The sequence below is a fragment of the Natronomonas sp. EA1 genome (assembly GCF_051195035.1).
GTDB lineage: Archaea > Halobacteriota > Halobacteria > Halobacteriales > Haloarculaceae > JBNTJV01.
This window is the reverse complement of the sequence record NZ_JBNTJV010000001.1, coordinates 679,631-693,804: the sequence shown is the minus strand read 5'-3', so window position 1 is coordinate 693,804 and position 14,174 is coordinate 679,631. Positions and strand designations below refer to the sequence as shown.

At 66.3% G+C, this 14,174-nt stretch carries 14 protein-coding genes; 4 read left to right on the top strand and 10 right to left on the bottom strand.

Going from position 1 to position 14,174, the window contains the following annotated elements; translation table 11 throughout:
- Positions 1-19: 19 nt before the first annotated feature.
- Genes ACQUQR_RS03825 through trmB form a run of 3 tightly spaced genes read left to right on the top strand, consistent with a single transcriptional unit; the run spans position 20 to position 2,823 of the window.
- Entirely contained in the window at positions 20-1,081 is a 1,062-nt protein-coding gene (locus ACQUQR_RS03825) for a glucose 1-dehydrogenase (RefSeq protein ID WP_435194866.1), read from the top strand.
- Positions 1,078-1,719 carry a transcriptional regulator GfcR gene (gene gfcR / locus ACQUQR_RS03820; RefSeq protein ID WP_435194864.1) on the top strand — a complete coding sequence of 214 codons (642 nt, stop codon included), beginning with the start codon at positions 1,078-1,080 and terminating at the stop codon, positions 1,717-1,719. The genes ACQUQR_RS03825 and gfcR overlap by 4 nt, the downstream gene beginning before the upstream one ends.
- A gap of 51 nt (positions 1,720-1,770) precedes the next feature.
- Positions 1,771-2,823: an HTH-type sugar sensing transcriptional regulator TrmB gene (trmB, locus tag ACQUQR_RS03815; protein ID WP_435194862.1), complete on the top strand. Its 1,053-nt coding sequence runs from the start codon at positions 1,771-1,773 to the stop codon at positions 2,821-2,823.
- A gap of 28 nt (positions 2,824-2,851) precedes the next feature.
- Here the strand turns inward: trmB and ACQUQR_RS03810 are convergent, their stop codons facing one another.
- On the bottom strand, positions 2,852-3,088 hold the full coding sequence (locus ACQUQR_RS03810) for a BolA family protein (protein ID WP_435194860.1): 237 nt from the start codon (positions 3,086-3,088) through the stop codon (positions 2,852-2,854).
- Between the two features lie 113 nt (positions 3,089-3,201).
- On the opposite strand from ACQUQR_RS03810, the gene ACQUQR_RS03805 reads away from it, so the two are divergent.
- Positions 3,202-4,362 carry a tRNA sulfurtransferase gene (locus ACQUQR_RS03805; protein WP_435194858.1) on the top strand — a complete coding sequence of 387 codons (1,161 nt, stop codon included), beginning with the start codon at positions 3,202-3,204 and terminating at the stop codon, positions 4,360-4,362.
- A 42-nt stretch (positions 4,363-4,404) separates the two neighbouring features.
- Here the strand turns inward: ACQUQR_RS03805 and ACQUQR_RS03800 are convergent, their stop codons facing one another.
- The 9 genes from ACQUQR_RS03800 to ACQUQR_RS03760 form a co-directional block, all read right to left on the bottom strand.
- Positions 4,405-5,046 carry a response regulator transcription factor gene (locus ACQUQR_RS03800; RefSeq protein ID WP_435194856.1) on the bottom strand — a complete coding sequence of 214 codons (642 nt, stop codon included), beginning with the start codon at positions 5,044-5,046 and terminating at the stop codon, positions 4,405-4,407.
- Positions 5,043-6,140, bottom strand: coding sequence for a PAS domain S-box protein (locus tag ACQUQR_RS03795; RefSeq protein WP_435194854.1), 1,098 nt, complete (start codon positions 6,138-6,140; stop codon positions 5,043-5,045). Before ACQUQR_RS03795 ends, ACQUQR_RS03800 begins: the two co-directional genes overlap by 4 nt.
- 94 nt (positions 6,141-6,234) lie before the next feature.
- On the bottom strand, positions 6,235-7,215 hold the full coding sequence (gene fen / locus ACQUQR_RS03790; RefSeq protein WP_435194853.1) for a flap endonuclease-1: 981 nt from the start codon (positions 7,213-7,215) through the stop codon (positions 6,235-6,237).
- Positions 7,216-7,256: 41 nt separating this feature from the next.
- The gene (locus tag ACQUQR_RS03785) at positions 7,257-7,448 is read right to left on the bottom strand and encodes a helix-turn-helix transcriptional regulator (protein ID WP_435194852.1); all 192 of its coding nucleotides are present in this window, start codon (positions 7,446-7,448) and stop codon (positions 7,257-7,259) included.
- Positions 7,445-7,858, bottom strand: coding sequence for a DUF2178 domain-containing protein (locus ACQUQR_RS03780; RefSeq protein ID WP_435194850.1), 414 nt, complete (start codon positions 7,856-7,858; stop codon positions 7,445-7,447). Before ACQUQR_RS03780 ends, ACQUQR_RS03785 begins: the two co-directional genes overlap by 4 nt.
- A gap of 474 nt (positions 7,859-8,332) precedes the next feature.
- The gene (locus ACQUQR_RS03775; protein WP_435194849.1) at positions 8,333-10,444 is read right to left on the bottom strand and encodes a dipeptide ABC transporter ATP-binding protein; all 2,112 of its coding nucleotides are present in this window, start codon (positions 10,442-10,444) and stop codon (positions 8,333-8,335) included.
- The gene (locus ACQUQR_RS03770) at positions 10,441-11,346 is read right to left on the bottom strand and encodes an ABC transporter permease (RefSeq protein ID WP_435194848.1); all 906 of its coding nucleotides are present in this window, start codon (positions 11,344-11,346) and stop codon (positions 10,441-10,443) included. Before ACQUQR_RS03770 ends, ACQUQR_RS03775 begins: the two co-directional genes overlap by 4 nt.
- The gene (locus tag ACQUQR_RS03765; RefSeq protein WP_435194847.1) at positions 11,346-12,299 is read right to left on the bottom strand and encodes an ABC transporter permease; all 954 of its coding nucleotides are present in this window, start codon (positions 12,297-12,299) and stop codon (positions 11,346-11,348) included. Before ACQUQR_RS03765 ends, ACQUQR_RS03770 begins: the two co-directional genes overlap by 1 nt.
- Positions 12,300-12,311: 12 nt before the next feature.
- Positions 12,312-13,991, bottom strand: coding sequence for an ABC transporter substrate-binding protein (locus ACQUQR_RS03760; RefSeq protein ID WP_435194846.1), 1,680 nt, complete (start codon positions 13,989-13,991; stop codon positions 12,312-12,314).
- Positions 13,992-14,174 lie beyond the last annotated feature (183 nt).

Genomic DNA, 14,174 nt, shown 5'->3' with positions numbered 1-14,174 from the left:
GTGGGGGGTAGACGGTAGTATGTACGCAGTAGCCATCCGTCGGGGGGAGACCACCCCGTCGGTCATCGAGAAACCGACACCGGAGCCCGCACCCGGTGAGGCGCTCGTCCGCACCCTCCGCGTGGGCGTCGACGGCACTGACCGCGAGGTCATCTCGGGGAGCCACGGCGGCTACCCCGAGGGCGAGGACCACCTCGTGCTCGGCCACGAGGCGGTCGGCGTCGTCGAGGACCCGAACGGCACCGACCTCGAAGTCGGCGAGGTGGTCGTCCCCACCGTCCGCCGCCCCCCCGTCGAGGGCACCAACGAGTACTTCGAGCGCGGCCAGCCCGATATGGCCCCACCCGAGGCCTGCGTCGAACGCGGCATCGCCGGGGCGCACGGCTTCATGACCGAGTACTTCACCAGCCCCGCGGAGACGCTCGTCTCGCTCCCCCGCGAGCTCGCTCCCCTCGGCTTCCTCGTCGAACCCCTCTCCATCTCCGAGAAGGCCATCGAACACGCCTACGCCTCCCGCGCCGCGTTCGACTGGAACCCGTCTTCGGGCCTGGTGCTCGGCAACGGGCCGCTCGGCCTGCTCACCCTCGCGATGCTCGACGGCTACGACCGCACCTACTGTCTCGGCCGCCGCGACCGCCCGGACCCGACCATCGACATCATCGAGGGGCTCGGCGCGACGTACATCGACTCCCGCGAGACACCCGTCGCCGAGATTCCGGGCGTCTACGAGCCGATGGACTTCATCTACGAGGCGACCGGCTACGCGAAACACGCGGTGGAGACGGTCCACGCGCTCGCCCCGGGCGGCGTGGGTGCGCTCCTCGGCGTCCCCGACTCGTGGGAGTTCGACATCGACGGCGGGAGCTTCCACAAGGACCTCGTGATGAACAACAAGGCGCTCGTCGGCAGCGTCAACTCCGGCGTCCACCACTTCGAGGCGGCCATCGACACCCTCGCCGGGCTCCCCGACTGGCTGCTCGAGGACCTCGTCACCGGGGTGTACGACCTCGACCACGCCGGCGAAGCGTTTGTCGATGACGAAACGTCCATTAAGACCGCGGTTCAGTTCGACACACTATGAAGAACGTAGACGACCTCATCAAGAGCGCCGCCGAGCTGGCGGAACAGGGGCTCTCGAAGGGGGAGATCGCCGACGAGCTCAACGTCTCGCGCGAGACCGCGAGCTGGCTCGTCGAGCGCGCCGGCAACGCCGCACAGCCCACGACCACCCAGCCCGAGAACTCGGGCGGCCCTCACGACATCCACGTCGACTGGTCCGCGCTCGGCCGCGACAGCACCCGGCTCGGCTATACCGGGAAGGCGATGGCCGACCTCCTCTCGAAGCAGGGCGAGGATGTCGATCTGACCATCGGCATCGAGAAGGCCGGCGCGCCGGTCGCGACGACCATCGCGAGCGAACTGGAGACGGATTTGGGGACCTACACCCCCGCGAAACACCAGTGGGAAGAGGGTGACATCGAGGATCTCGGCGGGACGTTCTCTCGGAACTTCGCGGAGATCCGCGACCGCGAGTGCTACCTCGTCGACGACACCATCACCTCCGGGACGACGATGCGCGAGGCCATCACGGCCATCCGCGAGGAGGGTGGCGAACCGGTCGCCTGCTGTGTCCTCGTCGACAAGCAGGGGGTCGAGGAGCTCGACGGCGTCCCCGTCTACTCGCTTCTCAGGGTCATCCGCGTCGGCAACGGCTCCTGACTGGGTCACGGAAGGGACACACTCTTTACCGGTCTCGCCGACTCCCCGACAATGACTCCCGGTGACCCTCGTGGTGCGCTCCAGCGGGTGAGCGAGCGCTTCGACTTCGGCGAGTACGAGTCGGACGCCTACCTCGCCATCCTGCGTCACGGCCGGATGACGGCCTCGGAGATCGCCGACGAGACGGACATCCCACAGCCCCGCGTCTACGACACCGTTCGCAGCCTCGCGGACGCCGGGCTCGTCGAACTCCAGGAGACCCGCCCGATGCAGGTGCTCGCCATCGACCCGGAGGAGGCCTTCGCCGACCTCCAGACCTCCCTCGACGAGCTCGTCGACGAGCTCGAACGCGAGTACACCACCCCGGCCCGTGACTCGGAGGCGGTGACACTCATCAAATCGCGGTCGACCATCCTCCGGTATCTCGGCGACGTCATCGAGGCTGCGGAGTACGAACTCGTCCTCTCCGTCTCCCCGGCGCTCGTCGGCCGGTTCGAAGAGCAGCTCCGGGCCTGCCGCGCCCGCGGGGTCAACATCGAACTGCTCCTCTCGCCCGCGGCGGAGGTCCCCTCCCCGGAGGAGTACGACTACACCGAGATCGCCACTCACGCGCGCGCCCGCCGCGGGCTCACGACCCCCGTCGTCGCCGTCGCCGACGGCACCTACTCCATCTACGCCACCCGGGAGGCGCTCAGGAACGACCGCGACCGCTACGGCGTCATCTTCAACCGCTCGGAGCTCGGCTTCCTCGTCTCCGGCTTCCTCAACACCGTCGTCTGGACGAGCGCCAAGACGCTCACCGACGTGGACGAAGACCCGGTCTTCCCCCGGCGCTACGCCACCATCCGCCGCTGTGTGAGCGACCTCGCCGCGATGAACGGGACCTTCTACGCCCGCATCGTCGGGCGCGACGTGGCGACCGGCGAGAGCCGCACCGTCGCCGGGAAGGTCGTCGACATCTCCGTCGGCACGAACCGCGAGACGGCCGCGCTCACCGTCGACACCGGCGAAGAACTCGTCGACATCGGCGGGCAGGTCGCGGCGCTGGAGGACGTGGAGGCCCACCAGATCAGCATCGGTCGGGACAGCCCGCCCGAACTCTGACCAGTCCGTTCGCCGGTCAGTTCTCGAATCAGTTCTCCGGCACGCGCGTCGTCAGCTCCAGCGCGTGCACGCTCCGTGTCATGTGATCGCCGAGCGCGTCGTACACCATCCGGTGCTGTTCGACGAGCGACTTCCCCTCGAAGGCGGGTGAGACCACCGTCGCGCGCAGGTGGTCGTCGTCGTGTTCGCCGCGGGCGCGTTCGACCGTCGCGTCGCAGTCCGGAATCGACTCCTCGATGAGCGCGGCCACGTCTTCGGGTGTCATACCCAACCCTTCGGTCTCGGGCGAACAAAGCTTGCGGTCGCTCGTTCGGGCGACCGCTTCCGTGCGAGCACGCTCCCGGCGCGTTTTTATTCTCGACTCCGCTCTCTCCGGCAATGACACCTCCCGGTGCGGACACGGTGCTCGTCCGCTACGGCGAGATCGGCGCGAAGTCCTCCGGCGTTCGCGGCCGGATGGAGCGCCAGCTCTGTACGAACCTGGGTGCCGTCATCGACGCCGAGGGGGTCGACGGCCGGGTCGAACGGCTCCCCACGCGGCCGCTCGTCCGCACGCCCGATCCCGAGCGCGCGGGCGCGGTGCTCTCGCGGGTTCCGGGCGTGGCCTCCCTTTCGGTCTGCCGGACGGTCGCCCCCGAGCGCGGCGCGGTCGTCGACGCGCTGGCGGAGACGGCGGAATCGCTGTACGAGACGGGGACATTCGCCGTCCGAGCCCGGTGTCCCGAGGGCGGGCTCTCCTCGATGGCCCTCCAGCGCGCGGCCGGCAGCGAGATCGAATCACGGGTGGCCCACGCCAGCGTCGACCTCGATGCTCCCGACTTCACCGTCCGTGTGGAGGTCAGAGCCGAGGAGGCGTTCGTCTTCGTCGACTCACGGGACGGCCCCGGCGGGCTCCCCGTCGGCACGCAGGAGCCGGTCGTCGCGCTCGTCTCCGGCGGCATCGATTCGCCCGTCGCCGCCTACCAACTGCTCCGGCGCGGCGCACCCGTGATCCCCGTCTACATCGAGCTGGGGGAGTACGGCGGCCCGGACCACGAGGCCCGTGCGGTCGCCTCGGTGAACCGCCTCCAGCGGCTCGCCCCGACCCACGACCTGCGGCCGTACGTCGTCGACGGGGGTGAGGCGGTCGCCGCGCTCGCCGACGCCATGGACCGCGGACGGATGCTCTCGCTCCGACGCTACATGCTCCGGGTCGCGGAAGCGATCGCCGACCGCGAGGGTGCGGACGGCATCGTCACCGGCGAGGCGCTGGGCCAGAAATCAAGCCAGACGGCCCGCAACCTGAAGCTCACGAGCGCGGCGACGCGTCTCCCGGTCCACCGGCCGCTTCTCACTCTCGACAAGCCGGCCATCGTCGAGCGCGCGAAGGCGCTCGGGACCTACGAGGAGGCCTCCATCCCCGCGGGCTGTAATCGCCTCGCGCCGGCGCGACCCGAGACACGGGGACGGCTCTCGAAGTTGCAGGAACTGGAGCCCGCCGAGCTGTTCGCGTGGGCCGCGCGCGATGCGGCTGCGGCGACCCGCATCGACGCGTTTTGAGTATCGGCCCTCACGGGCCAGGCGCTCGTTCCGGACCAACCCTCACTCCTCGTCGGGCGAGTCCGCGTCCTCCGTGGGCGACGGGAGGCTCTTGAAGAGCTGGTCGAACTCCTCGGGCCCCATCTCGTCGACGAGCTCGTCCACGTGCCGCTGGTGTTCGGCGAGGCTGTCGAGCAAGGACTGATACCGGTCGTCCCGTTCGAGCGCAGCGTTCGGCTTCTCTGACTCCAGGGTCGCCTTCTTCTTCGCCGTCGAGAGGAACTGCTGGACGCGTTCGTTGTACTCGCCGACGGACCGGAGCCGTTCGACCGTCTCCAGGACGGTCTCCTGGTCGACCGGCTTCTGCAGGTAGTCGTCGAACGGCATGTCGACGATGTCGAAGCCCGGGTCGACACCGGTGATCATGGCCACGCGGCAGTCGTACCCCTCCTCGCGGATGTACTCGAGCACCTCGTCACCGGAGACCCCCGGCATCTGGCGGTCGAGCAGCACCACGTCGACGGTGTCGTCGAGTTGGTCGAACGCCTCCTCTCCGCTGTTGGCGGTGCGGACGGTGTACTCGTCACCCAGCCAGAGCTGGAACACCTGTGTGATGCGTTTCTGGTCGTCGACCGCCAGCACGGTCCCTTTCGGCTGTTCCGTCGTCGTCGTGTCGTCAGCTGGCTCTACGGTATCCGATGTCATGGTTGTCTCGTCGTCGTCATCTCGTGGAACTCGAACCGGGCCCCACGGTCGCCCTCCGTCGCCTCGACGCTCCACCCGTGAGCGTCCGCGATCTGCTTTACGATGTTGAGCCCGAACCCGGTCCCGTCCTCGCTCGTCGTGTAGCCGTACTCGAACAGCTGCGACGGGTCCGCCACGTCGAAGCCGACCCCGTCGTCCTCCACGTAGAACCCCTCGGGGAGCGAACCGATGTAGACGGTCACCTCCTCACCGCCGTGTTCCACGGCGTTGCGGATGAGGTTCTGGAACAGCGTCTCCAGCCGTTCGGGGTCGGCCTCGACCCGCCCGAGGTCGTCGTCGACGGAGAGAACGGCATCTGAGGGACTGACCGTCCGCCAGGCGTCCTCCGCGGCGGTCTTCACCGGCACCTGCTGGGTCTCCCCGATGCTCTTCCCCTGTTTCGCGAGAGTGAGCACGTCGCCGATGAGCGCGTCCATCCGGTCGAGGATCTCGTCGAGCTCCGTCACTAGCACCTCCTCGCCGTACTGCGCTTCGAGCAGGGCGATGTTCGCCTTCGCGGACTGCAGCGGGTCGCGCAGGTCGTGGCTCACGATGGAGGCGAACTTCTCCAGCTGTTCGTTCTGTCGTTCGAGTTCGCGTTCGTGGGTTACCCGCTCCGTGATGTCACGCATGATCCCCGAGAACACGCGCTCGCCCTCGTACTCGTGTTCCTCGAAGGTGATGGAGAGCTGGACCTCGTGGCCGTCCTTGTGTCTCGCGGGCAGTTCGATGTTCTGCCAGTCGAGGTTTCGAACTCCGGTCTCGAGATACTCGGCGACCGCGTCGTGGTGGGCCTCGTGGAACCGGTCGGGCATGATTGTCGTCAGCGGCTCGCCCGTCAGCTCCTCGGGCGTGTAGCCGAACACCCGCTCGACGGCCTGGTTCGCGAAGAGGATATGGCTCTCCTCGTTGATGGAGACGATGGCGTCGGAGCCGTTCTCGACCAGCGCCTCGAAGAAGTCCTTGTCGAGGACGCCCGGCTCGACGTTCCCCTGCTCGTCGAACACCCGCGACTCCCCGGCCTCGGCGTCCGACGGCGAATCAGAAGATGCCATAGTCGTATACTCCCGTCCAACGCTTCTATCCCAGATAAAGGGTGGGTGTCGTGGCAGGTTCTCGGTTGAAGACCGACTGCGCCGGTCGCAGCGGTCAGGTCCAGCGGTCGAGCCCCGTCTGGACGACTGACTCCTCGATGCGCTCGAATCCCCGTTCCACCTCCGTCTCGGCGACCTCCCACTCCTCGGTGACGTAGGCTCGCGCCGCCGCCATATCCGGGTCCAGCGCGGTGTCGAACGCGTAGTCGTCGGTCACCGCGGGGTCGAGGAACATCTCTCGAATTCTATCGGCGTGCTGGATATGCTCGCCTTTCGCGTCGAGGACGGCCCACAGGTCGCCGTGTTCGTGGATGAGCTTCACCGCCGTCTTGGGACCGACGCCCGAGATGCCTTCGTTGAAGTCCGTACCCATCAAGATCCCGACATCCACGAGCTGTTCCCACGTCAGATCGTGTTTTTTCAAAGTCGCCTCGAAATCCATCAGCTCGGGGTCCCCTTTCGAGGTGAGCTGCCGGAGCGTGAACGGTGCGCCCAGAAGCAGCGAGTCGTAGTCCTCCGTCCCGGCGTAGTCGACCGCCCCCTTCCGCGCCATGTAGGCGGCCTGCGCTTCGCCCTCGGCAGGTGCCTCGACGACGGGCACGTCCAGCAGCCGGAGGAGCTCCGTCGTCGTCTCGATGATGGTGTCCGTGAGCCGCTGGGTGCGGGAGGCGAGCTTCGCGACCTCCACCGAATCGCCCTTCTCTCTCGCCTCCTCCAGCTGCTCCTCGTAGCGCTCACGCTGCTCACGACGCGCCTCGACCTCGTCGTCTTTGAGCTCCGTGACCCCCCCGTCGAAGACGAACACCGGGGTGAGGTCGTGCTCGAAGAACTTCGGGAGCCCCTGTATCACGCCGATGAGGTTCGCCACCTCCTCGCCCGCGTCGGTGGTGTACGCCGACTCCCGGGTGAACTTCACCGTCGTCGTGAGATACCGGTAGAGCCAGTTGTGCGCGTCGACGGCGACGATGCTCCCCTCCAGCTCCGCAAAGGGCACCTCCTCGATGACCGCCAGCTGCCGCAGATTCGAGTTACCCATTGCCGGGTGTAGTCGCCTTCGGGGCTTGAATCGTGTGGGATTTACCCAGGGTGAAACAGGTCCTCGATACGGCAGTCGAAGTGGTCGGCGAGCGTGAACGCCAGCTCCAGCGAGGGGTCGTAGCGCTCCCGCTCGATGGCGTTGATGGTCTGGCGCGTGACCCCGACGGCGGCCGCGAGGTCCGCCTGACTCTCACCCGTCTCCCCGCGGCGCTCCCGGAGGTCGTTTCTCATCGCCGGACCCGAAGCACAGCGTACACCAGCCCCCAGCCCAGCGAGACCACCGCGAACGCGTACAGGAGCGTCTCCGCGGGCCCATCGAGGGTGTACCGTCCCGTCGCGTCGAGGAAGAACAGCGTGATGAAGGTGAACAGCCCACCGTAGCCGAACAGCTCGAAGGTGAGGTGGCTCGCCCGCCGTTCGAGTTCGTTCTCCCGCTCGTCGCCCATCGCCAGCGAGTCGCTGAACCGGACGTAGAAGAACAGCGCGAAGCCGGCCACGACGGCGACCGTGTATACCACGAGGCCAGCCAAGAACTGCCCGACCAGCATCGCGGCCAAGAAGGCCACGACACCGATGGTGATGATGCCGAAGAAGAGGCGTCTGTACCGCCGACCGCTCTGCACTGGATTCGTCGTTGTCATGGGAGTGTGGAAAGCGCACTTGTCGTAAAGTATGCTTTACAGTAAAGCACGCTTTACACAGCCTCTTAACTGTTACTCCGCGAACCAATCTCTGTTGTGCGGTCGCGGGGCTCTCGACGGTGGGACTCGGACCACAAACACTCGAAATGCAAAAATATCTATTTATATTATGAATTTGGAGTAAGACTGCTGTTCGTCGGTATTGTTCTGAAACTCCTACCACTCCGATTCGGTGCCTGTGAACTGTCTGAATCCGTTTCGTTCTCGGATATCCTGTCCCGTTCCGGATTGATGCCAAATCTGGATAGATACGGCCCAAATGCTGCTTAGTGGCTTACTTCCGGACGAAGTCATCCATATCGGTCCCTGCGTCTACGGGGCCAATATTCTACTCAGGTTATTGTGATTTTTGAGTTTATCTATTGTTATTGATACTACCTCGGGTCGAAGCTCACGTCCGAAAAAGGGGTGTTTTCAGTCCGACTCGGTCTCGATTGGCTGGCTGGGCGTGATGAACGAGTCGCGCTCGCTCATCTCGGCTTCCGAGAGATGACAGGCGATGTGGTGGTCGCCGTCGACGGCCTCCAGCGCCGGCAGGTGCTGTTCACACTCCTCGCCGATCTTCTTCGGACAGCGGGTCTGGAACGGGCAGCCCGATGGCGGATTGATGGGGCTCGGCACGCTCCCCTCGAGGAGGATGCGGTCCGTCTCGCGGTTCGGATTCGCGTGCGGGACGGCCGACAGCAGGCTCTCCGTGTAGGGGTGGAACGGCGCGGAGAACACGTCCTCGATGCTGCCGAACTCCGCGATCTTCCCGAGATACATCACGGCGACCCGGTCACAGATGTGCCGGATGACACCGATGTTGTGCGAGATGAACAGGAAGGAGATGTTCTCCTCGGCCTGGATCTCGTTGAGCAGGTTGAGGATCTGCGCCTGCACGCTCACGTCGAGCGCCGAGACCGGCTCGTCACAGACGATGAGCTTCGGCTCGACGGCCAGCGCGTGCGCGATGGCGACGCGCTGCTGTTGCCCGCCGGAGAACTCGTGGGGGTACTTCGTCGACGCGGCCCCCGAGAGGCCGACGCGTTCGAGCAGCTCCCGCACGCGCTGGCGCTTCTCCTCGCCGTGGGCGATGTCGTGTTTCGCCATCGCGCGACCGATGATCTGCCCGACGGTCTTGCGCGGGTTGAGCGAGCTCTGGGGGTCCTGGAAGATCATCTGCATCTCGCGACGCAGGCTTCGCACCTCGCTCGATCCCAGCGCGTGAAGCGGCTGGCCCTCGAAGAACACCTCACCGTCGGTCGGTTCGAGCAGCCGCAGCGCCGTGCGCGCGACCGTGGACTTCCCACAGCCGGACTCGCCGACGAGCCCGACGGTCTCCCCGGGGTAGATGTCGAAGCTCACGCCGTCGACGGCCTTCACGTACCGGCGTTCGATGGTGGGAAGCCCGCCACCCTCTCGTGAGATGTGGACGTTGCCGAAGACGCCCTCGCCCGCGGAGAAGTGCTTCTCGAGGTTCCGGACCTCGAACAGCGGTTCGCCGGAACGGTCGACCTCACCGCGGCCCCCTTCCGACTCGGGGACGGTGCTCTCCGAGAGGTCGAGGTCGTCCGCGTGGATGCATGCCGCGCGGGAGTCGCTTCCGGCGACGGCCCCGAGGGTGGGGTCGCCACCCGTCCGGCAGGCCTCCGTCGCGTGGGCACACCGGGGGGCGAAGTTACATCCCTCGGGCAGGTCCGCGAGGTCAGGCATCGCGCCGTCGAGGGTGGGCAGCGTGTCGTACTCGGTGTCGACCTCCGGGATGGAGTCGATGAGCGACCGCGTGTAGGGGTGCCTCGGGCGGTCGAACAGGTCACCGAGCGCTGCCGTCTCGACGAGGTTGCCGGCGTACATCACGCCGACGTGGTCACACGTCTGCGCGACGACACCGAGGTTGTGCGTGATCATCAGCACGGCCGTCCCCTCGCGCTCCTGTAGCTCGTTGAGCAGGTCGAGGATCTTCGCCTGCGTCGTCACGTCGAGCGCCGTCGTGGGCTCGTCCGCGATGATGAGGTCGGGTTCACAGGAGAACCCGATGGCGACGAGGACGCGCTGGCGCATCCCCCCGGAGAACTCGTGGGGGTAGTCGTCGATGCGCTCTGCCGCGTCCGGAATGCCCACGTCGTCCATCGACTGGATGGCCAGCTCGCGAGCTTTCGCCTTCGAGACGTCCTGGTGGCGACGGATCGTCTCCGTGATTTGCGTCCCGACGGTCATCACCGGGTTCAAAGACGACATCGGGTCCTGCGGGATCATCGCGATGCGGTTCCCGCGAATGTCGCGCATCTCCTTTTCCGACTTCTCTAAGAGGTCCTCGCCGTCGAAGACCACCTGCCCGCCGGTGATCTCGCCCGGCGAGTCGATGAGACGCATGATGGAGCGCGCCGTCACCGACTTGCCCGCGCCGGACTCGCCGACGAGCCCCATCGTCTCGCCGCGGCGCAGCGAGAAGGACACCTCGTTCGAGGCGACGACGGGGGCGGCGTCGGTGCGGAACTCCGTCCGGAGGTTCCGCACGTCGAGCAGTGGGGTGTTCGCACTCATTCTATCGCCTCCACCTTGGGGTCGAGCACGTCACGCAGCCCGTCACCGAGCATGTTGAACCCGATGACGGCGATGGCGATGGCTATCGCCGGGAACAGCAGCATCCACGGCGCGGTCACCATGAACCCGCGACCCGCGTTTATCATCAGTCCCCACGACGGTTTCGGGGGCTGTGCCCCCAGCCCGAGGAACGACAGGCTCGCCTCAGCGAGGATGGCGAAGGAGACGGTGAGCGACCCCTGCACGAGCATCGGTGCCGTACAGTTCGGGAACACCTCGCTGAAGACGATGCGGGCGCTGCTCTCGCCGCGCGCGACCGCCGCCTCGACGTACGCCTCGTTCCGTTCGGCCAGCGCCGCGCTGCGTGAGACCCTCGCGATATAGGGGGTGTAGACGAACGCCAGCGCGATGATGACGTTCCGGAGTTCCGGCCCCAATACGACGAGCAGCGTCAGTGCCAGCAACACGGGCGGGAACGCCATCGCGGCGTCCATCACTCGCATCAGGAACTCGTCGGTCAGGCCGCCGGCGTAGCCCGCGACCACGCCGATGACGGCCCCGGTCACGAGCGCGCCCCCGACGGCCCCGAAGCCGACGCGCAGCGAGATGCGGCTCCCCATGACGACCCGGCTAAAGATGTCACGGCCCAGGTCGTCCGTCCCGAACGGGTGTTCGAGCGACGGCGGCTGTGACCGCTCGTCGATGTTGGTCTCGTCGATGGGGTACGGTGCGATGACCGGCGCGAAGATCGCGACGACGACGAGCAACGACACCAGCGTCAGCCCGATCATCGCCTTGGTGTTGTTCCGGAACTTCTTGACGAACCGCGCGATCCGGTCGCGTTGCGACTGGGTGAGATACCGGTTGGCCCCCGTCGACCGCGTGGCGCCGTCGGTGGCCATCACTCACCACCTCCGTAGCGGATCCGCGGGTCGAAGTAGGCGTACAACAGGTCGGCGGCGAGGTTCGAGAACATGTATATCAGTGCGATGATGATGATACACCCCTGAATGAGGGGGATATCACGGTTCTGGATGGCGGTCAGCGTCAACCGACCGATGCCGGGCCAGACGAACACCTCCTCCAGCACGATGACCCCGCCGAACGCGTAGCTGAACTGGAACGCGATGACGGTGATGACGGGGATGACCGCGTTCTTGAGCGCGTGCCGAAGGACGATGACGCGCTGGCTCATCCCCTTCGCCCGTGCGAGATTGATGTACTCCTCGCTCATCACCTCGATCATCGAGGAGCGGGTCATCCGCATGATGTAGGCGGTGAGCGCGATGCCCATCGCCCCCGCGGGGAGGATCAGGTGTCGCATCGCTCCGACGAAGTCCTCGCTCGGGGCGACGTACCCACCGGTCGGGAAGAGGTTGAACCACGCGGCGAACACGAGGATGAACACCAGCCCCCACAGGAAGATGGGCATCGAGATGCCGATGAAGGCGAACATCGACGCCGTCACGTCCGGGGCTTCGTTCTGCCTGACCGCGGCGTAGATGCCCAGCGGGATCGACAGGATCACGGCGATGAACGTCGCGGCGAACGCGAGCATCAGCGAGCGGGGGAGCCGCTCGGCGATGAGCGACGTGACGGGCTCGCTGAAGCGCAGCGACTCGCCCATGTTCCCCTGCAGGAGGCCGATGACCCAATCGATGTACTGGATGTACAACGGTCGGTTCAGCCCGAGCTGCGCACGCAACGCCTCGAGTGACTGCTCGTTGGCGTTCGGCCCCAGTATCAGCAGGGCGACGTCGCCCGGCAGGATGTTCGTGACGGCGAACGTGATGAGCGTGACGAAGAACAACGTCACGGCCATGAACCCGATACGCCGGAGTACGTAGTTGTACATCGATGACGGGGATCAGTTGTCGAGCCAGTTGTCGCGGAACTGGAGGGTCGAGCCGTCCGGCGCACCGGTGTCGCCCTTGTAGTGGTCGGCGGCCCCGTAGAGGCTGGGTTGCCACCAGAGGAAGAGGTGGCCTGCGCGGTCCTCGTGGAGGATCTCCGTCGCCTGGTGGTAGAGCTTTGCGCGCTCCTGTACGTCGTAGATGGTCCGCGCCTCCTCGACGAGGGCGTTGTACTCCTCGTTCACCCAGTTGGTGAAGAAGAACGCCCCCTCGGGGTGCAGGAACTTGTAGAACGACACGTCGGGGTACCAGAGCGCGAGATAGGAACTCGTCGTCGCCTGGAAGTTCCGCTTCGAGTAGACGTCCGAGAGCCAGGAACTCCAGGTGATCTGCTGGATCTCGAGGTCGATGCCCACGTCGCTCGCCTGGTCGGCGATGACCTGTGCCCCCTGGACCTGCGTCGGGTAGGACTGGGGGATCTTGAACGTCGCGGAGAAGCCGTCGGACATGCCGGCGGCGTCGAGGTGCTCCTGGGCCTTCTCGAGGTCACGGGGCCGCGGCTGGATGTCCTCGTTGACCCACGGGCTGCCGGGGGCCGCGGGGGTCGCGGTGGGCTGGCCAGTGCCGTAGAGCGCGGCCTCGGTGACCTTCTTCTTGTCGATGGCGAAGTCGAGCGCGAGCCGCGCGTCCTTGTTGTCGAACGGGGCGCGGTCACAGTTCATCCCGAGGTAGACGAGCGACTTCGGGAACTGCTTTTCTAAGCGCACGCCGGAGGCCTGCTCGACGCGGGAGACGTCCTTCGGCGCGATACCGTTGATGAAGTCGTACTCGCCGGCGAGGAACGACCGGATGCGGACGCTCGGGTCCGGTATCTCCGTCTTGACGATGGTGTCGAGGAACGGACCCTCCTCCTCGGAGGCCCCCCAGTAGTCCTCGTTTTTGACCATCGTGAACGAGGATTCGATCTCCCGGCTCTCGAACTTGTACGGGCCGGTCCCGATGGGCTCTTCGACCATGTCCTTCTTGGCGTTCTCCGCGGGCATCACCGCGAGCTCGGCCGTCGCCATCTTGGCGAGGAAGGGGGCGAACGGCTGGGTGAGCTGGATCTCGAAGGTGTAGTCGTCCGGCGCGGACATCGACTCCACGAAGTCGAAGAAGCCGGTGGCGAGGTAATCCCCGTTGGCGACGCGCTCGTACGTCGCCAGCACGTCCTCGGAGGTCATCTCCGTCCCGTCGTGGAAGGTGACGCCCTCGCGGAGTTCGAACGTCAGCAGCGTGTTGTCCTCGGACTGCTCGAAGGACTTGGCGAGATGTGGCTGGATGGAGTAGTCGTCCTGCAGGGCGACGACCTCCTCGTAGATGTTCTCGAGGACGCGCTTCGACGCCGCGGAGGTGTCGATGTGGGGGTCGAGCCCCTGCACGGGGACCGCGCCGCCCCACTGGAGCGTGCCGCCCATCTTCGCGGAGGCCGCGGCTTCGGTCTCGTCGCTGCCGCCGCCGCTGCCGCCGCTGCCGCCGCCACCGCTACTGCCGGAACTGTCGTCACTGTTCGAGTCGCTGCCCGTACAGCCCGCGAGAGCCGCACTCCCCGCGGTCGCCGTCGCGCCGAGGAAGGTGCGGCGACCGAGACGACCCCTGAGCGAAGGGGTCGCGTTGCTCTCCGGGGAGTCGGCTCCCTTGTCATCATCTTGCATACAGTCGGTGAAGTTGGTTAATGGGTATTAAAACTTGTGACACTGAAGGTATAATCGTGACTAAGGAACTCACAACTCCTTCCTCGCTGGCGTCGGCGCCCCTGCTCCGGGCCCGGGAGGTGCTCGCCAGGGGATTACCGCCACTGCTGGCGGTCTCACGGGCGTTCGCGGTGGATTGCTCGG

Excerpts from the sequence above, each read along its gene's own strand:
- ACQUQR_RS03825 (WP_435194866.1), top strand. The coding sequence starts at position 20 with ATGTACGCAGTAGCCATCCGTCGGGGGGAGACCACCCCGTCGGTCATC.
- gfcR (WP_435194864.1), top strand. The coding sequence starts at position 1,078 with ATGAAGAACGTAGACGACCTCATCAAGAGCGCCGCCGAGCTGGCGGAA.
- trmB (WP_435194862.1), top strand. The coding sequence starts at position 1,771 with ATGACTCCCGGTGACCCTCGTGGTGCGCTCCAGCGGGTGAGCGAGCGC.
- ACQUQR_RS03810 (WP_435194860.1), bottom strand. The coding sequence starts at position 3,088 with ATGACACCCGAAGACGTGGCCGCGCTCATCGAGGAGTCGATTCCGGAC.
- ACQUQR_RS03805 (WP_435194858.1), top strand. The coding sequence starts at position 3,202 with ATGACACCTCCCGGTGCGGACACGGTGCTCGTCCGCTACGGCGAGATC.
- ACQUQR_RS03800 (WP_435194856.1), bottom strand. The coding sequence starts at position 5,046 with ATGACATCGGATACCGTAGAGCCAGCTGACGACACGACGACGACGGAA.
- ACQUQR_RS03795 (WP_435194854.1), bottom strand. The coding sequence starts at position 6,140 with ATGGCATCTTCTGATTCGCCGTCGGACGCCGAGGCCGGGGAGTCGCGG.
- fen (WP_435194853.1), bottom strand. The coding sequence starts at position 7,215 with ATGGGTAACTCGAATCTGCGGCAGCTGGCGGTCATCGAGGAGGTGCCC.
- ACQUQR_RS03785 (WP_435194852.1), bottom strand. The coding sequence starts at position 7,448 with ATGAGAAACGACCTCCGGGAGCGCCGCGGGGAGACGGGTGAGAGTCAG.
- ACQUQR_RS03780 (WP_435194850.1), bottom strand. The coding sequence starts at position 7,858 with ATGACAACGACGAATCCAGTGCAGAGCGGTCGGCGGTACAGACGCCTC.
- ACQUQR_RS03775 (WP_435194849.1), bottom strand. The coding sequence starts at position 10,444 with ATGAGTGCGAACACCCCACTGCTCGACGTGCGGAACCTCCGGACGGAG.
- ACQUQR_RS03770 (WP_435194848.1), bottom strand. The coding sequence starts at position 11,346 with ATGGCCACCGACGGCGCCACGCGGTCGACGGGGGCCAACCGGTATCTC.
- ACQUQR_RS03765 (WP_435194847.1), bottom strand. The coding sequence starts at position 12,299 with ATGTACAACTACGTACTCCGGCGTATCGGGTTCATGGCCGTGACGTTG.
- ACQUQR_RS03760 (WP_435194846.1), bottom strand. The coding sequence starts at position 13,991 with ATGCAAGATGATGACAAGGGAGCCGACTCCCCGGAGAGCAACGCGACC.